The sequence below is a fragment of the Maribacter sp. UBA3344 genome, from assembly GCF_002362375.1.
GTDB lineage: Bacteria > Bacteroidota > Bacteroidia > Flavobacteriales > Flavobacteriaceae > Maribacter > Maribacter dokdonensis.
The window spans coordinates 85,927-104,050 of the sequence record NZ_DERI01000028.1 but is presented as its reverse complement, the minus strand read 5'-3'; the positions used below and the strand labels follow the sequence as shown (position 1 = coordinate 104,050).

Here is an 18,124-nt window from a genome sequence, read left to right as displayed (position 1 = left end):
CTTAAGTCATCATAGATCCACAAATACCTAAACTAACTAGTAGGTAGATACCTGCCAAAATCAAAAAAACTTTACCGGCTTTTTTCTTTTGTTGAGAAAATAGAATAACTCCAATAATTAAAAACAATAATGCCGGACCAAACATTATAAGAAGTATTAAAGTAAATAGCCCATCAAGATTTCCAACCTCTAAAATCATATCATTTCGTTTTGTAATTCCTTTAATCGTTCTATTTTATCATCTCTATAAAATAAGTTCATAGTTTCAAAAGGGATAATTTTATAGTCTTTGTTTACAATGTGCACACAAGATTTCTTAATGGCACGGACATCAAAATTATGGGCATCTATAAATTGCATAATGATGATGCGAAACAGGTTATCATATCCAAGTTCTGGGGCGTCAATTTCAGGAAGGCAGCACATAATACTTTTTAAATTTTCCGATGCTTTTTCAACGGAATTGCCTGTACTAAAAAGCTCGATCATTTTGCCGTGCAGTTGTTCATCTTGCTCGTAAATAATGGTGTTTTTCCCTTCGTTCAATAAATCATCTGGGTTAATGAACCGTGTTAGCGGATTTACCTCATCGCCTAATTTTAGAGCATATGCCATCACCAAGGCATCGGGATTACAGGGTACCGGTATTAAATCGTCTGGTTCAAAAATGGGCGATTGCTCTAAAATTTTTCTACGTACTTCAGTTAAGGTAATACGGTTTTCATCTACTTCAAAATTTTCTAATCTACCGGCAATTTGAGTGGGCTGAAAAGTTACGCCGCGCACACATTTTTGTTTTAGGGCAAAGTCTATGGTGCTTCCCATTTCATGGTCGTTCAGCCCCTTTTGTAATGTGACTACCAATGTTGTGGAAAGGTTCAATTCATTTAGGTAGTCTAACGCTTGTAGACGAATATCTGCCAGGTCTGCCCCTCTTAAGGTTTGTAGAACATGGTTATCCAACGAATCAAACTGTAAATACACTTCAAAATCTGGTGCGTAAGTTGCCAATCGTTTCGCAAAATCAAAATCTTTTGCAATTTTAATTCCGTTGGTATTCAACATTAAATGCCGAATAGGGAGGGTTTTTGCGTAATCAAGAATTTCAAAAAAGTTAGGATGTATGGTAGGCTCACCACCACTAAGCTGAACCACATCTGGTTCTCCCTCGTTCTTAACGATAACATCTAACATTTTTTTAATCTCCTCTAATGTGCGGTGTCTACCATAAGTGGGAGATGATCCCGCATAGCAGGTAGGGCAGGTAAGGTTGCAGCGGTCGGTCAGTTCAATGACCGTAAGACAAGAATGTTGTTCGTGATCCGGGCAAAGACCGCAATCATAAGGGCATCCATAATGGGTTTTTGTATTGAACGTTTTTGGGTATTCAGAAGCCTTATTATAGTTTCTTATGTTCTTATAGTACTCAATATCGTCTGCAATAAGCACCTTAGACCTACCATGCTCTCTACAGTTTTTAAGCATATACACCTTCTCGTTCTCAAAAACGATTTTGGCATCTACCCTACATAAACATTCTGGGCATAGGCTTAATGTAAAATCATAATAGGTATAGTTTTTTTCTGACATATGTTATTCCCCGTAGGATGAATTTTTGGTAGTACACCAAACAAATTAGACATAATATTTGAATACTGCTTAGCCCTAAGAAATAAAAAGGGTTGGGTTTTAGAAATTCGATACCGAACCGAAGGGAGAAATAGGTAACCATAAAGAGCTTAAAAAAATCTCCGTTTTTAAAAGTAAGATTCAACTTTTGTAACCTTTTGATGATGAGGAAAAGCACGGATAAAAACAGCACTTCATAAAGTGCAATGGGATGCCTTAAAACACCATCACCTAAGTCCATACCGGTAAAAAAGGTAGTTTCTTTTCCATAGGTAAACTCTTTAACACCTGCTAAAAAGCAACCAATTCTACCTATGATAATGCCTAAGATGATAGGAAGTGTAAACAAGTCTCCAGACGAATGTTTTTCGCCAATAATTTTCTTCGCAAGCTCCACACCCAGCAAGCCACCAAAGAGTCCGCCCATTATGGTTTTGTTGTTTAGGTTATAAAGCAAACCTTGATCTATGTGGGCTATAGGGTTTTCTAAAAACGCCGCTAATCTTGATAAAAACAGCGCCCCAAAAATAGCACCTATGATTATGGAGAGTCGGTTATTGGAAGAAATGACATCAGCGCTCTTTTTCCGTAGAAAAACATAGTATCTAAATCCTACAAAAAACGCTAGGTATTCAAGAATAAGGTGCATGTTTAATTTTACACCAAATACAATAGGTTCAAAAGGTAGCGAGACAATAAGTAGCGTTTGGGTCATAAAGTTATTGTCAAAGCTTTATTTAAAATTTGAAATATATTTAGAAACGTAAATAAAGGCTTCATTTGGATACTAATTTACGTCGTTTCTACAAACAAGTGTTTTAACAAGTGATAATAGTCTGTAAAACCATAGAATTTATCAAAAAGCTTAAGTAATGCGCTTCCCGTATTTTTATATAACTTTGCAACCCAAAATTAGACAGCAGTGCCCAAGATAGGATACATACAACTACCTGATTTTCCGTTGCTTTTAGCGCCAATGGAAGATGTAAGCGACCCACCATTTAGAGCCCTTTGTAAAGAGCAAGGAGCCGATGTTGTGTATACAGAATTTATTTCTTCGGAAGGATTGATTCGTGATGCCGCAAAAAGCGTTATGAAGCTGGATATTTATGAGAAGGAACGCCCTGTAGGTATTCAAATTTTTGGCGCTAATTTGGACAGTATGTTACAATCTGTAGAGATTGTAGAAAAGTCTAAGCCCGATATCATTGATATTAATTTTGGTTGTCCTGTAAAGAAAGTGGTATCTAGAGGAGCGGGAGCCGGAATATTAAAGGATATAGACTTAATGGTCTCTTTGACCAAGGCTATGGTAGAGCATAGTAATTTACCCATTACGGTAAAGACCAGATTAGGTTGGGATGATAGTTCCATTAAAATTGTTGAGGTTGCAGAACGTTTACAAGATGTGGGCTGTGCTGCAATTGCAATACATGGAAGAACCCGTGCACAAATGTATAAGGGAAGTGCAGATTGGAACCCTATTAGAGAGGTTAAGAACAATCCAAGAATGCATATACCCGTATTTGGTAACGGAGATGTAGATTCACCGGAAGCAGCCATGAAAATGCGTGATGAATATGGATTGGATGGTGCAATGATAGGTCGTGCAAGTATTGGCTACCCTTGGATATTTAGGGAAATAAAACACTTTTTTGAAACAGGAACCCATTTAGCACCACCAACAATGGCAGAACGTGTAGAAGCTGCGCGTCGTCATTTACAGATGTCCATAGATTGGAAAGGGGAAACTTTGGGCGTGTTTGAAACTAGAAGACATTATACCAACTACTTTAAAGGAATTCCAAATTTTAAGGAGTATCGTATGAAAATGGTAACCAGTGATGATTCTGCTTCGGTATTCGCTGCTTTTGATGAGGTGTTGCAAAAGTTCGGCGATCACCAGTTTACGAATGCTTAGAGGTCTACCAACTTTTTATTGATTCGGCTACTTGCAATTTTAGAGGCAATTACACCCAATACAAGAATCGTTGCCAGTACTATGACAATATTGATAAATTCAAACTTTACCGGGTAAGCCAAAGTAGCCGTTATTTTTAGCCAACTGAAAGCAAGCTGCGACCAAACAATTAATACGCCAAGCAATACGCCAATTAATCCACCAAAACCAGTTACTAGAATGCCTTGTACAAAATAAATTCGGCGCAATTCTTTGATCGTAGTACCTAGGCTGTAGAGTGTTTTAGAATTCTGTTGCTTGTCTAAAATCATCATGATAATAGCGCCGACAACATTAAATAAGGCAATAATAAGTACTAAAGTAAAAATGAGATACGTGGCTATGTTTTCGGTATTCAGCATTTTGTAGAGTGTACTGTTCAGTTGCTGTCTGTTTTTTAGTTGTACGCCATCACCCAAAATTGTTTGAATTTCATCACGCACGGCGCTAGGTTCAACACCTTCATCCATCTTAAAATTAATACCGGAAATGGAGAGCGAATCTTTTTCCAATAAAGCTTGTGTCAATCGCAGATCGGCAAAAACATATTTATTATCCAAATCAGCTTCTACGGCATACACGCCACCAATGACCATGGGCAATTGATTGTAGAGCGATGAAATACTTTGTTGCGATATAGAACCCTTGCCCGGTTTAAAAGCATAGATCTGCATAGGGCTTCTATATTGATTGATGGTAACACCTAGGATATTGGCAATACCCAGACCGGACACTACTTGAGATTCATTTAATGTCCAGTCGCCAATATAAAGCGTACTATCTACACCGGTTACTTTAGTGTAGTTACTATCTACCCCTTTTATGTATGCAATATGGTTTTTTCCTCGGTGTTCAAGAGAAACTTTCTCTTCTATTTCTTTAGAGTAAAATGCCAATCCGTTGACCGATTGCAAACGTTCTTCCTGTTCTGGGGATAAGGTAAAGGTCTTACCAGTTACGGGTAACGCTTTTAATTGTGGGTCAAAAGACTCGGTAAAAGAAAGGCTAAAGGTTTTTAATCCGGCGAAGGCAGATAATACAATAAATAGTGCGGCAGAGCCAATGACAATAACTAAAAAGGTGATAAAATTAATAATGTTGACCGCGTTCTGGGTACTTTTAGAACGCACATACCTTTTAGCGATATAGAGAGGAAAATTCAACCGATCAGCTCTTTTTACGTTTAGGTAATAAATCTCTGTTCTCTATTGGGTTTTCTTCGCGCTTCAGTGATTTTTCGATGTTCTCTATATAATCTAGAGAATCATCTAAATAGAACAATAACTCAGGCACTCTACGTAATTGGTTACGTGTACGTTGAGAAAGTTCGTGTTTAATTAGGGGTTGGTTAGATTTTATGCCCTCCATTAACTCTCCAGCTTTCTCATTAGGAAAAATGCTCAAGTATATTTTGGCAATAGAAAGATCTGTTGTAACCGAAACCTTAGATACGGAGATAAGGGTATTACGTAACCCACCATCAATGGCAGCCTTTTGTAGAATGTCTACAATATCTTTTTGAATAACTCCCGCTATCTTACGTTGTCTTTGCGTTTCCATACTGCAAAAATACATAGAAAAATGTATCTTAACCCCTATATAATGCACTCTGAAGCAAATAAGGCATGAAAAAGATCGAACATTTGGGTATTGCGGTAAAGAACATGGAAGATTCTAATGCCCTTTTTGAGAAATTACTGGGTGTGGCACCCTATAAGCAAGAAGAAGTTGCTTCTGAAGGAGTACTTACCTCCTTCTTTAAAAACGGACCTAACAAAATAGAGTTGTTGGCCGCCACAACGGCTAACGGACCCATTGCCAAGTTTTTGGAAAAAAAGGGAGAAGGCATACACCACGTAGCTTTTGAAGTGGAAGATATTTTTGCTGAAATGGAACGTTTAAAAGCTGAAGGCTTTACTTTACTGAATGAAAAACCCAAGAAAGGGGCAGATAATAAGCTAGTTGCCTTTGTACACCCAAAGACTGCAAATGGGGTGTTGGTAGAGTTATGCCAAGAAATTGTCAAGTAGCGGTGAAATTGTTTGTGTTGGTTAAAAATAAGTAGTAATATTGCATCCGCAATTTGCGGGTTTTGTAATGCAACTGGTTTGAGCACTAGTTTAACCCATTAAATTCGGGTTACGTCTTACAAAATTATAACCGGTCCTATAGCTCAGCTGGTTAGAGCACCTGACTCATAATCAGGTGGTCCCTGGTTCGAGTCCAGGTGGGACCACAGTAAACCTCTCAGAACGTTTGTTTTTGGGAGGTTTTATTTTAAATAGGGGGCAGAAAAGGGGGCAAATAATCTATAATTTGTGTGTAGCTTTCCTTATTTAAGATAGATTGGCCACCGAACTTACTTTTGTTATAATACAGCCCCAAAAAGGTGCTCTTCATACGGGCGAATATTGTTTTAACCAGCTCTAATGGTTTTAATCTATTTTGCAAAACTCTCAAAGAAAATGAATTTCACAACAATTAAGGCGCGATTCACAACAAAAACAAGAAACAATACAACAACGGGGTAGGGAATTCGTTGTTACAGTTGTTTAAAAGTCAACAATAATATTATTTAAAATTAAAAAAAGTAAATTATGAAAACCTCAAATCTATTCAAATCAATCATTGCAGGAATAATGGTATTGACCGTAATTTCCTGTAGCAAAGACGATGACCCCACCGCAAGTGTTACGGTCAATGGAACTGCTTTAACAGCAACCCCTTCTGACTTTACAGTTGGTGACCAATCCGATTTCAATGGAGACATCGATGCAAGTTTTACGGGCAATGGTGGTTCCGCTACTCGAATGTTCAGCTGGAACAATGGCTTGACAACTGCGGATTACAATGCCGATATCACAGCGACTACAAATGGTACCTTCAATATGATTGTAACAGATGCAGATGCAAATATCGTGTTGAACAGATCTTTGAACGGAGCGGTTGAACCTGATTCTTTCTCTGGGGTAACCGAAGCGGGAACTTCTGGGATATGGACGGTGACGATAACCGTAGGCGATTTCAACGGCGATGGAAGTTTCTCTTTGAGCGAAGGGAACTAAATAACAACAAAGTATAGATAGTGTTTTGGTCAGATTTCCAGATTATTTCTGGTTAATCTGACCAAACTTTTTTTAACTTAAGATGAAAATTCTTATTATGAAATTACATGTATTTGTGTTATGCACATTATTAACAACCTCGGTTACCTCTTTTGCACAGAATGTCGAGTTCGGAGTCAAGGGAGGGCTCAACTTTTCAAGTATTTAAATACTTGAAAACCTAGTGAGATAAAAAGCTGTTCTACAATGGTTTCTGCAATCCTGCCTTTGTTTACTCCGGATACCCAAGGGTTTCCGTTTTCCTTTTGGTAGCAAGTCGTGCATAGTCCGTTATTAAATTTTGTATAAGCTTTACATTCGATACATTCCGGCATAGATTATAAAAGGGATTGTGGATGAAATTAATATTCTACCAAAATAGAAAATAGCCAACTATTTAACAATTATTCGCCGTGTTCAATTAGGAATTTTCCTATTTATCTCCATAACGACTGTTCTCTGCAACCTTGACGAAAGTGCAACTACGGTATTGGTTATTTGGATTTACTTTTTTCAAATGTCAAGGCATTATATTTTTCTGTTGCTTCTTTAACTATCGACAATAGGTCTGAAAAGTTTGGGCTTTCTTCTGGAATCATGTTGGTCTGCATGGTTATATAATCGGCCTCCCAAGCGTCTAGAAATTGATCTGGTGGAATGGGGTTTAGGTTTGGCGGATACAAGCTCTTGTAATCGACCCCTCGCATATTGTTAAACCGTTCCCGATGCCGAATAATGGAAACAATAAGCTCTTGGTCATATGCTTTGGAAAAATGATTGCTTTGATAAATTTTTGTGAGGTCATATAAATGCCTACTCAATCGTTCTACCCGGATTTTATCAATAGGTCGTTGAAACTCTTCATGCAGTAAAAACATTTTTTCCAAAAAGGTGCGTTCTGGATTGACACAGGGAATAGTAATGGGAGTATCTGCGAATGGTCGTTTGGGAAATTGTTCTCCTACAAATGATACTATTTCACAATGTGTAAAAGGGTCCTTTAATGAACGGCTTCCCAGTTCAACTTTTACCCTTGGCAATACGTATTCAGAATGTTGGGTTACCGCTGGATAATAAATTAAAATAGAAACGGGGTCTTGGTCGTCATCACCCAAATCTTCGAAACCAAAAGTTACATCTGAATACCCTTTTATATGAAAGCCTTTTTGCAGTAGTTCATAAAATTCAGTAGTAACAAATTTAAAAGACTTCTCCCTTAATTTTTTCACCTGAGACTTACTGATGGGCCTAGAATCGAACCCTAAATACTCTCGGTTCAAGGCCAAATCAATGTCTTCTGAAAAGCGATGTATGAGGTTCCATGCTTTGCTCAAAGATGTGCCGCCTTTGAACAATAGGTGCGGAGCCATTTCTAATTGAAAGATGATATCAAGGGTTTGCACTACCCACCAGTCTTTTTCTACTGCATAGTTGGGCAAACCTTTCTGCTGTGCGGTCGCTGTAAAGATTTCGCTCTTTTCTGCTTCTTTTAATGTATAAAAATCCTTTGTTGCCATTATAGTGCTTTTGCCATGATTTCTGCAATCCATTGTGGAGCCAATGCAATATCATGTTTTAAATCCTTAACATCTTCCTTTTGTAAAAGTGCTGTTATCTTTCTAAGCTCCTGATCAGTGGCTTTGTCTTTGCCTATTTCCTTTAACGCTTGAACCACCAACTTGCTTATCTCGCCCTTTAAAGCCAAGTTTTTCGGGGTTGTTTTTTTAAATTGTATGGTACGGTTGCCAATATTTATTTTTCGTGGCGAACCATCGGTCAGGTACACTAGTTTTAAGGGTACTTGCGTGGATAGGCCCAACATGTTCTGTGCATAAACTCCTGTTGGTAATAGACGTGCCCTGTCTCTTTCTGCTATGGCAGTGGCAACTTGCTCTGCTGAAGGCATAACATCTTGATTCAATAACTTACTGAATTTTGGTTTTGTGTATATACCTCGGGCTATTGTGCGCAATAGACCTTTTTTAACCATGCGGTGCAAGGCCACTTTAACCGCTCCAGAGCTACCATATTCTTGAAAGTCTTCTGTAAAAATAATGGAGCCAGGTTTTAACTCCCTTATTTTCTGTTCTATTTGATCATCTGTACTAAGCATGGTGTAAAGATAGTTATTTGTAATCTATTTTAAAATAATTGTAACTAATTTATACTAAAAAGGTTACATAAAAATAATTTGTAATAGTATCATTCTTGACTCTTGTTGATTACTGCTAAAAAATATCCCCAAATCTTACCAGAACTTACCTGCGCACGGATCCTGTGGAATTTTTGTAGTGTTCCGGTAGATAAGCGTCAAGCAAAAATTCCATAGGGCGCATTCTACTTTTGATTTGGAACACTATCCTGTCTTTTTGACCACGATTGAAAGCCTTTGTAAACATCTGGATGTTCATCGAAATAGCTTCTCAAATCTAAAATGACCTGTTCTTTCCCATCTTTAAAGGCTTCTATTTTGAAATCATCCAACTGGATAAAGTGATAGCTAAAATAACTTAGGGCTGTTACCACTAGTGTAAATACAATGCAAAATAGAGCCAACAGCCATTTCGGCGTGAGCTTTGCGATGGCCAGTTTTTCACTCAATTCCCGTAATTCTCCTTCGTGCCTTTGAAAATGAGCGTCCTGTTTTTCCCTAAGTTCCGATAGTTGCCGTTTGATGGTGTAGATATCCAGTACTACTTTGGAGCTTTTCAATTCCTTGGAGAGTTTTTCCAATTGGGTAATACCCTTTTTAAAAGCTTCCAGTTCGTCGGTCAACAGTTCGGTGATCTCATCCAGTTTTGCCATAATGGTTTTGTTTTAATATCCTATCTCGAATCCTACCGATTTTTTGATGGTCTGTTTGATAACCTGTTTCGTTAGCTTCAGGGCCAAATTGGCACTCAGGTCGGTCGCTTTTCCCAACAGGTTTACAGCTGTTCCCTGCTTTAACAGAAATCCCTTTTCCGCATTGCAAGAGATTCCAATGGCCAGTCTGCCGCCCGACATGGAACGGTGCACCTCGCTTCCTTTCAGGTTGTGTCCTTGGTATTCGAAACGGAAACCCTGTAGCTTCCCGGCTTTGTTGATGCTCGGGATAACCTTTACCTGATTTTGTTTCATGCGCTCGATATATTGGTCGAAGTCCCTCGGTCTGTGTTGGTTCATTACTTTTTCGTGGATTTCCTTGATCTGCTGTCTGACATTTTTGATCTCGTTCAGCTTTTCCTGTTGTACTTCCCGTACAGTGGTCAGCCCCATTTGTTTGGCGACCCTTTCAGCGGCATACTGGCTTTGTTTGCCTATAAAGCTGTCGTTGTAGGCCTTGCCGTCAAAACCGATACGGTTGACATAAACATGCACATGGGTGTGCTGTTGGTCCCGGTGTACGAAGGCGATGGCCTGCCGTTCCTGTAGCTTCATTTCGTTGATGAACCTTACTGTCAATTCCCTTAGTTTCTCTTTGGACAGGCTTTTCCCGTCCTCGATGGTAGGGCTCAGGATAAAGCTCAGGGTGTTCTTTTGGCACCTGGCGTTCTGTTCCTGTACGATCTTGAACTCCTCACTGATCTCCTTTGGACTTTCCTCGGACACGAATTGGCTATGGACAATTTCCGCTCCCTTCTCCTGGTTCCATCCGTATTCGATGCTCGCCCGTGCATGTACTATTGCTTTTCCCTTGCCTATCATTTCCTGAAATTTTGGATATGGTCCCGTATTTCCCGGGCCAGTTGCCTAACTTCCCCGGCTAGTTTTGGATTGCTTTTTTTGTACATATTACCGATACGGATAAAATTGTTCCGGTAGTCCACTAGCATTTTATACATGGCTATTTGGTCTTCGGAAAGACGTTCGATAATACGGTCATTAAAAGCGGCCCGTCGACAATACTCGCTCACGGAAAGGCCAGATTTTCTTGCCTTTACCCGAAGCCAGTTCCGCTCGAAGGTCGAGCACCTGAAACGTACCGTTTTGCTTTTCATTTTTTTACTTTGCGAATTCTAAGAGAAAACCAAATCAATTGATAAAATTTTGTTCATAAACTTCCACATAAGGGGACTGCCTTTTGATTACTGCAAAAATTCGGTTGACAAGTTTGCAACATACCGCATTGACGACGACCTTATGGTCTTTTCCCTCCCCACGTTTTCTTTCATAGTATTTTTTAATTTGTTTGTCATATCTGATCGCTGAATTCGCTCCGTTGTTCAGGAGCGTTTTGATGGTCTTGTTCCCGAATTTGCTCGTTCTGGTCTTGCTCCTGATAGAAGTCCCCGAAGTGAACTCAAAGGGCGCAATGCCGGCATAGCATGCATATTTCCTGCCGTTCTCAAAACTTGTGAAATTGTTCGTCGACACCAGCATGAAAGCCCCTATGATTACCCCGATGCCCTTGACCGTTGCAATAAGCCGATAATTTTTTAGCAGCTCTTGGTCGCTCTCTATGATCTCTGTAATTTGCTGTTTGATACCGGTTATTATTTGATCTTGTCTGTCTATCTGCTCCCTGATCTGAATTATGATATTATCCATACCACTGATAGTCTGATATTGTTTGTGACTTTTGAGACTGTTCTTTAAAGAAGTCCTGATCCTAACCATCTGTTCACGGTAAGTCAGCAGTTGCTTGATCTTGACCAAAAGGGGCGACGGCATTTCAAAGGGCTTTAATTTCGCCCTATGGGTAAATAAATAATCGGATATCCTCCTGGCGTCCACCGCATCGTTCTTACCCCTGGTCATGCCCAGGCTCCGTTTGATATGCAACCCCGACTCCACACAGAACAAGATTTCCATTTGCGCCAACCAGGCACAGAATAGAAGCCCGTACGTTCCCGTGTGTTCCATACAAAATGCACAGTCCTCTAATCGGATCCCCTTTTCTTGGATCCATTCCATGATTTCGTTGAACCCGTCAATGGAGTTCTTTGTTTTCAACTCGGAAAAGGAACTGTAGTCTCCTTCGTTCAACAAGGCCAGGTCCAATAACGCCTTGCTGATGTCGACTCCGATGAAATGCTTTTTCTCACTAAATTTGTCCATAATCTTATAGTTTTTTCAAACCGGAATTGTTGCCATGCTGATACCTTTAATAAGTCTGACTTAAGATTCTAATTTGCCATTGCAACTAAAAGGGAGGCCAGGACTACTTCGCAAAATGAGACTAGATCAGACCGTCGGATAGTTCACCTTGCCTCCCCCGGTTTTTAGTTATCAACTACTTTAAAGTTATGAGTCTCCCCCCAGACCCCCCTCTTGAATCATTATCAACATGTATTTTTAACTTTTGCGACCAAGGGCCTTTAATCTAAAGGACCCTACGGGAGCAAAGCAAGATCGTTTTTGTGGCTACAAAAACACATCTTGCCTTCCTTTCGCCACGTCATTTTTCACCTCCGCCATGAGTTTTTCGTTCATATCCTTGAAGCCTTCATAAAGCTTCGATTTATCAATACACTTTTTGGAACTTACCATTAGCTCTTCGGTCAGTTTTCTTCCCGTAATATCATTGTCGAGGTACAGTTCAAGAGAGTCATATTCTTCAATTTCATCAAGTATATTTTTTACAAATGCGGCCGAGTTCAATACCAGGAAATCGTTTTCAAAATTCAGTTACGGATTCATTTCCACCAGAGAGAGCAGATCGAACATTCCTTCCGTGACGATAAGCTTGTGGTTTTGATTCTTGATATGGGTGCAGTCTTTTGGAGAAGCGGAATTTTTATAGTATTTGTTCCGCAGTTCCCATCCGCCTGAATCGTTTTTCAACCCGATGGCGAAGTACCTCTTGCCTTTTAGACGATAATGGACTTCCCTGCAGAGTTTCTTGGCAGTTCCTATTGTAATTCCTCTGGATCGCACATATTCCTTTAAGGCATAATGATGGATTTCTTCGGTTTGTACTATTTCGATTATAGCATCTTTTTCCCCGTTCAGAATTTGCTGCTGCTGAAAAGAAAAAGAGATTTGGTCCGTGTTTAAAAACCGGAGTACTTCCTTGACGCTCCATTTATTAATAAGACATATTAGGTCGATAACGTTGCCACCTGTTCCCTCTCCATGGTCATACCATCTATTCAGTTTCTTGGACACCTTGAAAGAGGCTTGGGTCTCTGAGCGAAAAGGGCTCAGGAACCAAGCTTCTTTTTCGTTTGTCTTGGTCGGAAAGTGCCCGAGTTTTGCCAGCGCTTTTCCGATGGGAAAAGCTCGGGCTCTTTCACACGGTAATCCTTTTGTTCTTTCTTTTTTCATAAGCTAAATGGTTTTATCCATATTTTTGATGATTTGATGACAACATCCTTTAAAGCCTTGTCTCTATTGACTTTTACCTATCATCATTTTTTCATCATTTCATCACTTTAGTTTATTTGTTTCCCTTTTCCGTCATCACTTTTATTTTTGATGACAAAATGATGACTGTTTGATGACAGCTTCAGCCTTGGTAAACATTGACCTCGTCCTATTCTGTCATCGTTTCATCAAAATTTTTGGTCAAAAAATCTTTTTCGACCGTAAAATAGCGTCCCTTGGCATCCGCCATATGGACATCCCCATCGCTCCATATCACCATTTTCCGGTAGCTGTTGGAGTTGTCCTGATTGGTCAGTTTCCAATCGTTTTTGAGCAAACGTCGCAGCTGGGTCAAATCGGTCCGTACCCTAGTTTTGTTCAAGACATGTAAAGCATCTATGGGACATAGGTCCACCGCTTCCAGGTCAAACTTCTCCATAACGCTCAATAGGATACTTGCCAGTTCCTTTTCCACCCTGTTCCGGTTGTTCTGTACCAGTTTTTCAAGTGCACGGGTCTTTATCTGCCCGGGGGTAAACCACATTCTTGTGCTGTGCTCCGTAGAAATTTCTCGGTGCTGTAGATAGAATAGAAAAGCCGGTATTTCTGCTATCAGGAGATTCAAGAAATTGGTATGCTCCTTTTTCACGCTTGGGACTTTGATTACCCAGAACCGGGTCTCATTGCCATCGATTTTTATAAAATTGTCCTCATTATTGCTACAAAGGATGAACTTGCCGAAAAACTCTACCTCCCGCTTATCCTTGCCTTTGGCTTCCAGTTTATTGATGTTGGTAGTGCTCAGATATTTTATACGTTCGGTCATTTCCTCCTTATTAAAAAGAACCTCGTCAATACAGATGAGAAGTTTGTTCGCCCAATCCGCATTGAACTGACTGCTAAAACTGTCGTTCGTCAAGTAAGTAAGGTTGTTATCGAAGATTACCTTTAGCCACTTTAAAAAAGTACTTTTGCCCGTGGAACGTTCTTTGGAAACGAGGCACAAAATGGGCAAAACCTGAATAGGTCTTAGGTACAACAATTGAAGATAGTCCAGTCCCAGTTCATAATGTTTGCCGAAAATATGCCTAAGAAATATTAGACTGTGTTCCAATTTACCTTCGTGAGGTAATTTGGCCAAAGGCGAATAGGTATTGTAAAACCCTTTGAATTCCTGTTTAAAATCGATGTGGCTAGGGATGCAAGTAAAGCCATCAAATTTGGGAACCTTACTCAAATGGTCTTTCCCATGGTCCTGTTTAATGGTTTCCATGTTCCAATGAACTAGAACTTCGTTAAAGTGCCCTGCGATGGTAGGTGCATGGACTAACTTATAATAGGCGGTACCCACACGGATATAAGGAGTGTCTTTCATACTAATTGGATTATGAAGTAGAGTAGAAAGGGCTTGTTAGTAGTATTTTTAACTATTATGCCATTACTATTTTCTAACCGGCGTTACTAGTTTTTGGTTTTTTCTTGCACAATCAAGAAGTTCCTTTTTGGAGTAGAAAACGGAGCCGGCAATCTTATAAAATGGAATCAGTTTTTTCTTTCTCCATTGAATGAGACATTGCTCGGTTTTTCCAAGAAATTTTGCTGCCTCTTTTTGGGTAAGACGGTCTTCTTGGGTATCAAGAACCGTGTCGCTTATCAGCTCTGTTTTTCGAAGTCTTTTTACAACTAACTCAATGGTATATTCCAAGTCTTTCTTGGTAAAACCGTATAGAATAGGATTTGACATAATTTAGCAAGTGTTTGATTAATACTCATTTACATCCGCTAAATTCTAGACTTTTTAGACACACTTCATTTTACCCATTCCTGTGGGTAAAGCCGGCATTTTGAAATAAGGTATTGTGAAGTAAAAAACTTATGAAGCTATTTTAGGTTGGGGATACTTGTCTAGAAATGAATTGAGTTTTATTCGTATTTCCTTGGGTAATTCATCACCGCTCTTTTGAGAAAAGGAAGTTCTAATGCTTTCGAACCCAAGAACAGGTGTCTCTAAAAGATACTTCTCCAATATTCTGGATAGCTTTCTGTCGCTGTTGCTTTTTGAGTTAATAAAGACATTTTTTTGGCGAAGATATTTTAGCAACGCTATAAAATCTTTAAGCTCTTCCTTGCTTAGTTTAGGTCGATTTAATGTGCTTGAAGCATCCGTTAAACAGTGTTTTTCAGATACTTTTTTTGAGTATCCGGTACATGCCGTTATGAAATCTCTGGCATTTATTTTTTTCAAGTATTCTGTTGTGAAGACTTCAATAATTTTAACCAAATCGGATTGTCTATAAATCTTGTTTATTAAAATGCGTTCTTTCGGGATTGAGATTTCAGTATTGACTTTATTGATACGATAAATGGCATCTTTTAATCCTTTTTTATCCAACGAAACCCCATTCTCATTTAGATTTATATTAATCAAAAGTGCGTCCTCAATATCAGAAATGGAAGTAGAAATCTTTTTTTGATTCAACAGTACTAGAACGATTTGAATCCCGGTTTGAAAAGCGTAATGATAGTTAAAAATATCTCTAACCCATTTGGAATCACTATGCTTTTCGATTTCATTTCTGTACCTATCAAAATCGAGTTCAGATAAGATTCTATTTTTGTATTTATCGGCTAAGAGTTCCTTTAGCAAATGTTTTTTCTCCACCGAATAATTGCCTTTCTCAGTTTTAGCAATCGGATAAACCAAGTCATTTTCTAATATATGCTTTACCGAAATTTCATAAAAATTTCTTTGCTCTTGTTCGCTGAACAGTTTAAACGCTTTGGTGGAACAGTTTTGGAATTTGATTAATTTAAAATCCCTCTTATCCCGCCTAATAGCATTATACATCTTAAACCCTAAGAAGCTAGCAGCTATAATTATTAGCAGAACTATCGGAATAATATACTTCAAATCGATATTGGATTTGAAGGAATTGGGCCAAATGCTAAAGATTATTAAAAGTACTATCAACAAGGTAAGAGCTGGAAAAAAGAAGAGCAAGGTTTTGCTATTTTTCAAAACCAACTTATGCACCGCATATTCCAAAAATTTTCTCATCTTCGAATTTTTTCACAGCTTCAGCTATTTGGTGTTAAGCCGTAGTGCTCATTTTATCCCAGGTGTTATCCATTTCTTTTCTTTTAAAATCTTCCGCAATATCAACATAGCGTCTAAAGGAAGCTTCGTCTTTATGTCCGGTAATGTTTCTTACTACCATTGCCTTCATGCCCAACACCAAACTATTAGTAACAAAGGTTTTACGTGCTGTATGGCTTGTAATTAATTGATATTTTGGATAAGTCTTGTCAATTCTTTTTTGACCTATATATCTTGTTATGGTAGTCGGTGTTTTTATGCCTACCTCCTTACAGCATTCCTTTATGTACTCATTGAATTTTTGTGAAGAGAGTGTTGGGATAGGCTCGTAAATTGTACCAACATATTTATCTAAAATGCTTTTGGAATACTTGTTCAAAGGTATCTTTTGATCAATAGATCTTGTCTTTACGATATTTACCTTTAAGTGATCATCAAAAACATTGGATGCCTTAAGCCTTTTTATATCACTGAATCGTAGACCGGTAAAACAACCAAGGCAATAAAAGTCCCGAACATGTTCCAATCTTCTTGATTTAAAAGGGTGCTTATAAAGTTTCATCAGCTCATCAATGGTCAGGTAAATCACTTCTATATCATCTTGGGGTTTTATAAATCTTTTAAAAGTAAGGTTCTCGTGGTATTCCCTCTCCAGTGACCAATTCATAAAAGTTTTAATAATTGATATTAGCTTTCCAAAGTAGTTGTTCAGCGTGTTTCTTTTGAGAAAAGAGTAGTCCCGGAATTTTTCATAGAAGTCTATATGTATGGTATCGAATCGAACCGAGTAACCCGTACTGTTTTGAAAATCTTTCAAAAAGTTTTTGACGGTCGTGTATTTCTTAATAGTGCCTAACGCTTTGGTGGTTTTACTTGTTTCTATGAATTCATCGAAACAAGTAAAAAATTTAGGTGCCAAGCTATTTTGTCCAAAATGCTTGTCGCCAAGCTTGTTCAATATAAAGTCTTCGGAAGGTGTAATATTACGCAAATGGATAAATCGGAAAATGGCATTCACTTTTTCCTGAAATTCATCCAATATCTGATTATACTCAATATGATTGTTATAGGTTTCTGACTTTGTATTGGGTTTGATGCGCTGATTCTTCCAATGCTTTTCTTTGGTTTTAACGGATTTGATATTTTTTCTGATTCTTGCGCCTTGAAAAGTAATTACAGCCCTAATGGGCATGGTTCCATCTTTGTTCGTCTTGTCTTTTCTTAAAATATAGGTTGTCTGCATTTTAATGATATTTAATCCTCTTTAATTCAAAATGAACTCATCTAGATTCAAATTGATAAAAAGGGGGGCAAAAAGGGGGGCAAAATGCATCAAATATTATGTGAAAAATCATGAAACTGGATTCCGCTCAGCCCTTATGTACACTAATATAAGCAATTATTCTGGGTTATACTGGGTTAATCCAAAAAGGGGGTGCAGGTGGGACCACATATAAAACTCCTTTAAAATCACTAGATTTAAAGGAGTTTTTTTATTTCCAACCATGTCTTCACATACTTACATTCTATACAGCACAACACTTAACAAATTCTATATTGGTGCATGTCATAAAGATTTAGACCAACGTATTGAACATCATAACGCAGGTGTTTATGGTTCAAAAAGCTTTACCTCGAATACAAATGATTGGGTTTTATTCTTGAAGTTTGATTGTGATGATTATGCACATGCAATTCGCCTAGAACGAAAAATCAAATCAATGAAGAGTAGCGTTTACATTCGGAACTTAAATACATATGCCGAGCTACGAGATAAGATATTTAATGAAACCAGGAGCACCTGACTCTCCCGATAGCTATCGGGACAGGTGGTCTTCAGTTAAGTAAGGTGGGACCACATTTATAACTCCATTAGATCATTTGATTTAATGGAGTTTTTTCATTTATGGACAAATCACAAACATAAATTACACTTAGAGCTACTACTAATAGGCGCATTGTTCCGGTTCTTGTTGAGAAGAATTGTTGAAATAAAGTGATTTTAACAATATCAATCTTCCCACATGTAGTAGATTTTATCTTTGG

At 38.4% G+C, this 18,124-nt stretch carries 21 protein-coding genes and 1 tRNA gene; 5 read left to right on the top strand and 17 right to left on the bottom strand.

The window, feature by feature from the left end; all coding sequences use genetic code 11:
- Position 1 precedes the first annotated feature (1 nt).
- From B2Z27_RS17160 to B2Z27_RS17150, 3 genes are read right to left on the bottom strand one after another with little or no spacing between them, the layout of a single operon-like run.
- Entirely contained in the window at positions 2 to 199 is a 198-nt protein-coding gene (locus tag B2Z27_RS17160; protein ID WP_058104609.1) for a hypothetical protein, read from the bottom strand.
- Entirely contained in the window at positions 196 to 1,590 is a 1,395-nt protein-coding gene (locus B2Z27_RS17155; protein WP_286814586.1) for a radical SAM protein, read from the bottom strand. The genes B2Z27_RS17160 and B2Z27_RS17155 overlap by 4 nt, the downstream gene beginning before the upstream one ends.
- Positions 1,562 to 2,344, bottom strand: a complete 783-nt coding sequence (locus B2Z27_RS17150; RefSeq protein WP_286814584.1) for a prolipoprotein diacylglyceryl transferase family protein — start codon at positions 2,342 to 2,344, stop codon at positions 1,562 to 1,564. Before B2Z27_RS17150 ends, B2Z27_RS17155 begins: the two co-directional genes overlap by 29 nt.
- A 207-nt stretch (positions 2,345 to 2,551) precedes the next feature.
- Between B2Z27_RS17150 and dusB the strand changes: the two genes are divergently transcribed.
- Complete coding sequence (dusB, locus tag B2Z27_RS17145; protein ID WP_286814582.1) at positions 2,552 to 3,550, top strand: tRNA dihydrouridine synthase DusB; 999 nt, start codon at positions 2,552 to 2,554, stop codon at positions 3,548 to 3,550.
- Here dusB and B2Z27_RS17140 read toward each other — a convergent pair.
- Entirely contained in the window at positions 3,547 to 4,752 is a 1,206-nt protein-coding gene (locus B2Z27_RS17140) for an ABC transporter permease (RefSeq protein ID WP_286814580.1), read from the bottom strand. The two genes, dusB and B2Z27_RS17140, sit on opposite strands and share 4 nt — an antisense overlap.
- Before the next feature lie 4 nt (positions 4,753 to 4,756).
- Complete coding sequence (gene rbfA / locus B2Z27_RS17135) at positions 4,757 to 5,149, bottom strand: 30S ribosome-binding factor RbfA (RefSeq protein WP_058104613.1); 393 nt, start codon at positions 5,147 to 5,149, stop codon at positions 4,757 to 4,759.
- A gap of 65 nt (positions 5,150 to 5,214) precedes the next feature.
- Here rbfA and mce point away from each other — a divergent pair, with 65 nt between their 5' ends.
- From mce to B2Z27_RS17120, 3 genes are all read left to right on the top strand, one after another.
- Positions 5,215 to 5,619, top strand: coding sequence for a methylmalonyl-CoA epimerase (gene mce, locus B2Z27_RS17130; protein WP_058104614.1), 405 nt, complete (start codon positions 5,215 to 5,217; stop codon positions 5,617 to 5,619).
- Between the two features lie 132 nt (positions 5,620 to 5,751).
- Positions 5,752 to 5,825 (top strand) — tRNA-Ile (locus B2Z27_RS17125).
- A gap of 361 nt (positions 5,826 to 6,186) precedes the next feature.
- Positions 6,187 to 6,654 (top strand): hypothetical protein, encoded by a 468-nt coding sequence (locus B2Z27_RS17120; protein WP_286814578.1) that lies wholly within the window; start codon positions 6,187 to 6,189, stop codon positions 6,652 to 6,654.
- A 533-nt stretch (positions 6,655 to 7,187) separates the two neighbouring features.
- Here the strand turns inward: B2Z27_RS17120 and B2Z27_RS17115 are convergent.
- The 12 genes from B2Z27_RS17115 to B2Z27_RS17060 all read right to left on the bottom strand — a co-directional run bounded on the left by B2Z27_RS17115 (position 7,188) and on the right by B2Z27_RS17060 (position 17,321).
- On the bottom strand, positions 7,188 to 8,210 hold the full coding sequence (locus B2Z27_RS17115) for a nucleotidyl transferase AbiEii/AbiGii toxin family protein (RefSeq protein ID WP_286814577.1): 1,023 nt from the start codon (positions 8,208 to 8,210) through the stop codon (positions 7,188 to 7,190).
- Positions 8,210 to 8,806: a DUF6088 family protein gene (locus B2Z27_RS17110; RefSeq protein WP_286814576.1), complete on the bottom strand. Its 597-nt coding sequence runs from the start codon at positions 8,804 to 8,806 to the stop codon at positions 8,210 to 8,212. The genes B2Z27_RS17115 and B2Z27_RS17110 overlap by 1 nt, the downstream gene beginning before the upstream one ends.
- A gap of 224 nt (positions 8,807 to 9,030) precedes the next feature.
- The gene (locus B2Z27_RS17105; RefSeq protein ID WP_286814575.1) at positions 9,031 to 9,498 is read right to left on the bottom strand and encodes a DUF6730 family protein; all 468 of its coding nucleotides are present in this window, start codon (positions 9,496 to 9,498) and stop codon (positions 9,031 to 9,033) included.
- Between the two features lie 12 nt (positions 9,499 to 9,510).
- Positions 9,511 to 10,380 (bottom strand): relaxase/mobilization nuclease domain-containing protein, encoded by an 870-nt coding sequence (locus tag B2Z27_RS17100; protein WP_286814574.1) that lies wholly within the window; start codon positions 10,378 to 10,380, stop codon positions 9,511 to 9,513.
- Entirely contained in the window at positions 10,377 to 10,673 is a 297-nt protein-coding gene (mbpA, locus tag B2Z27_RS17095; RefSeq protein ID WP_286814572.1) for a mobilization protein MbpA, read from the bottom strand. The genes B2Z27_RS17100 and mbpA overlap by 4 nt, the downstream gene beginning before the upstream one ends.
- Before the next feature lie 34 nt (positions 10,674 to 10,707).
- Positions 10,708 to 11,733, bottom strand: coding sequence for an IS110 family transposase (locus B2Z27_RS17090; RefSeq protein WP_286814571.1), 1,026 nt, complete (start codon positions 11,731 to 11,733; stop codon positions 10,708 to 10,710).
- 306 nt (positions 11,734 to 12,039) lie between these two features.
- Positions 12,040 to 12,282 (bottom strand): toprim domain-containing protein, encoded by a 243-nt coding sequence (locus B2Z27_RS17085; protein WP_286814630.1) that lies wholly within the window; start codon positions 12,280 to 12,282, stop codon positions 12,040 to 12,042.
- A 21-nt stretch (positions 12,283 to 12,303) separates the two neighbouring features.
- Positions 12,304 to 12,942 (bottom strand): DNA primase, encoded by a 639-nt coding sequence (locus B2Z27_RS17080; protein ID WP_286814570.1) that lies wholly within the window; start codon positions 12,940 to 12,942, stop codon positions 12,304 to 12,306.
- 208 nt (positions 12,943 to 13,150) lie between these two features.
- The gene (locus tag B2Z27_RS17075) at positions 13,151 to 14,356 is read right to left on the bottom strand and encodes a primase-helicase family protein (protein ID WP_286814569.1); all 1,206 of its coding nucleotides are present in this window, start codon (positions 14,354 to 14,356) and stop codon (positions 13,151 to 13,153) included.
- A gap of 66 nt (positions 14,357 to 14,422) precedes the next feature.
- Positions 14,423 to 14,725, bottom strand: a complete 303-nt coding sequence (locus B2Z27_RS17070; RefSeq protein ID WP_286814568.1) for a helix-turn-helix domain-containing protein — start codon at positions 14,723 to 14,725, stop codon at positions 14,423 to 14,425.
- A gap of 129 nt (positions 14,726 to 14,854) precedes the next feature.
- The gene (locus B2Z27_RS17065; RefSeq protein WP_286814567.1) at positions 14,855 to 16,039 is read right to left on the bottom strand and encodes a hypothetical protein; all 1,185 of its coding nucleotides are present in this window, start codon (positions 16,037 to 16,039) and stop codon (positions 14,855 to 14,857) included.
- Between the two features lie 34 nt (positions 16,040 to 16,073).
- A complete protein-coding gene (locus tag B2Z27_RS17060) occupies positions 16,074 to 17,321 on the bottom strand; it encodes a site-specific integrase (RefSeq protein WP_286814566.1) in 1,248 nt (415 codons plus the stop codon).
- Between the two features lie 262 nt (positions 17,322 to 17,583).
- Here B2Z27_RS17060 and B2Z27_RS17055 point away from each other — a divergent pair, with 262 nt between their 5' ends.
- Positions 17,584 to 17,883 (top strand): GIY-YIG nuclease family protein, encoded by a 300-nt coding sequence (locus B2Z27_RS17055; protein ID WP_286814565.1) that lies wholly within the window; start codon positions 17,584 to 17,586, stop codon positions 17,881 to 17,883.
- Positions 17,884 to 18,124: the final 241 nt, after the last annotated feature.

Coding starts and splice junctions, on each gene's coding strand:
- B2Z27_RS17160 (WP_058104609.1), bottom strand. CDS start 199: ATGATTTTAGAGGTTGGAAATCTTGATGGGCTATTTACTTTAATACTT.
- B2Z27_RS17155 (WP_286814586.1), bottom strand. CDS start 1,590: ATGTCAGAAAAAAACTATACCTATTATGATTTTACATTAAGCCTATGC.
- B2Z27_RS17150 (WP_286814584.1), bottom strand. CDS start 2,344: ATGACCCAAACGCTACTTATTGTCTCGCTACCTTTTGAACCTATTGTA.
- rbfA (WP_058104613.1), bottom strand. CDS start 5,149: ATGGAAACGCAAAGACAACGTAAGATAGCGGGAGTTATTCAAAAAGAT.
- mce (WP_058104614.1), top strand. CDS start 5,215: ATGAAAAAGATCGAACATTTGGGTATTGCGGTAAAGAACATGGAAGAT.
- B2Z27_RS17120 (WP_286814578.1), top strand. CDS start 6,187: ATGAAAACCTCAAATCTATTCAAATCAATCATTGCAGGAATAATGGTA.
- B2Z27_RS17115 (WP_286814577.1), bottom strand. CDS start 8,210: ATGGCAACAAAGGATTTTTATACATTAAAAGAAGCAGAAAAGAGCGAA.
- B2Z27_RS17110 (WP_286814576.1), bottom strand. CDS start 8,806: ATGCTTAGTACAGATGATCAAATAGAACAGAAAATAAGGGAGTTAAAA.
- B2Z27_RS17105 (WP_286814575.1), bottom strand. CDS start 9,498: ATGGCAAAACTGGATGAGATCACCGAACTGTTGACCGACGAACTGGAA.
- B2Z27_RS17100 (WP_286814574.1), bottom strand. CDS start 10,380: ATGATAGGCAAGGGAAAAGCAATAGTACATGCACGGGCGAGCATCGAA.
- mbpA (WP_286814572.1), bottom strand. CDS start 10,673: ATGAAAAGCAAAACGGTACGTTTCAGGTGCTCGACCTTCGAGCGGAAC.
- B2Z27_RS17090 (WP_286814571.1), bottom strand. CDS start 11,733: ATGGACAAATTTAGTGAGAAAAAGCATTTCATCGGAGTCGACATCAGC.
- B2Z27_RS17080 (WP_286814570.1), bottom strand. CDS start 12,942: ATGAAAAAAGAAAGAACAAAAGGATTACCGTGTGAAAGAGCCCGAGCT.
- B2Z27_RS17075 (WP_286814569.1), bottom strand. CDS start 14,356: ATGAAAGACACTCCTTATATCCGTGTGGGTACCGCCTATTATAAGTTA.
- B2Z27_RS17070 (WP_286814568.1), bottom strand. CDS start 14,725: ATGTCAAATCCTATTCTATACGGTTTTACCAAGAAAGACTTGGAATAT.
- B2Z27_RS17065 (WP_286814567.1), bottom strand. CDS start 16,039: ATGAGAAAATTTTTGGAATATGCGGTGCATAAGTTGGTTTTGAAAAAT.
- B2Z27_RS17060 (WP_286814566.1), bottom strand. CDS start 17,321: ATGCAGACAACCTATATTTTAAGAAAAGACAAGACGAACAAAGATGGA.
- B2Z27_RS17055 (WP_286814565.1), top strand. CDS start 17,584: ATGTCTTCACATACTTACATTCTATACAGCACAACACTTAACAAATTC.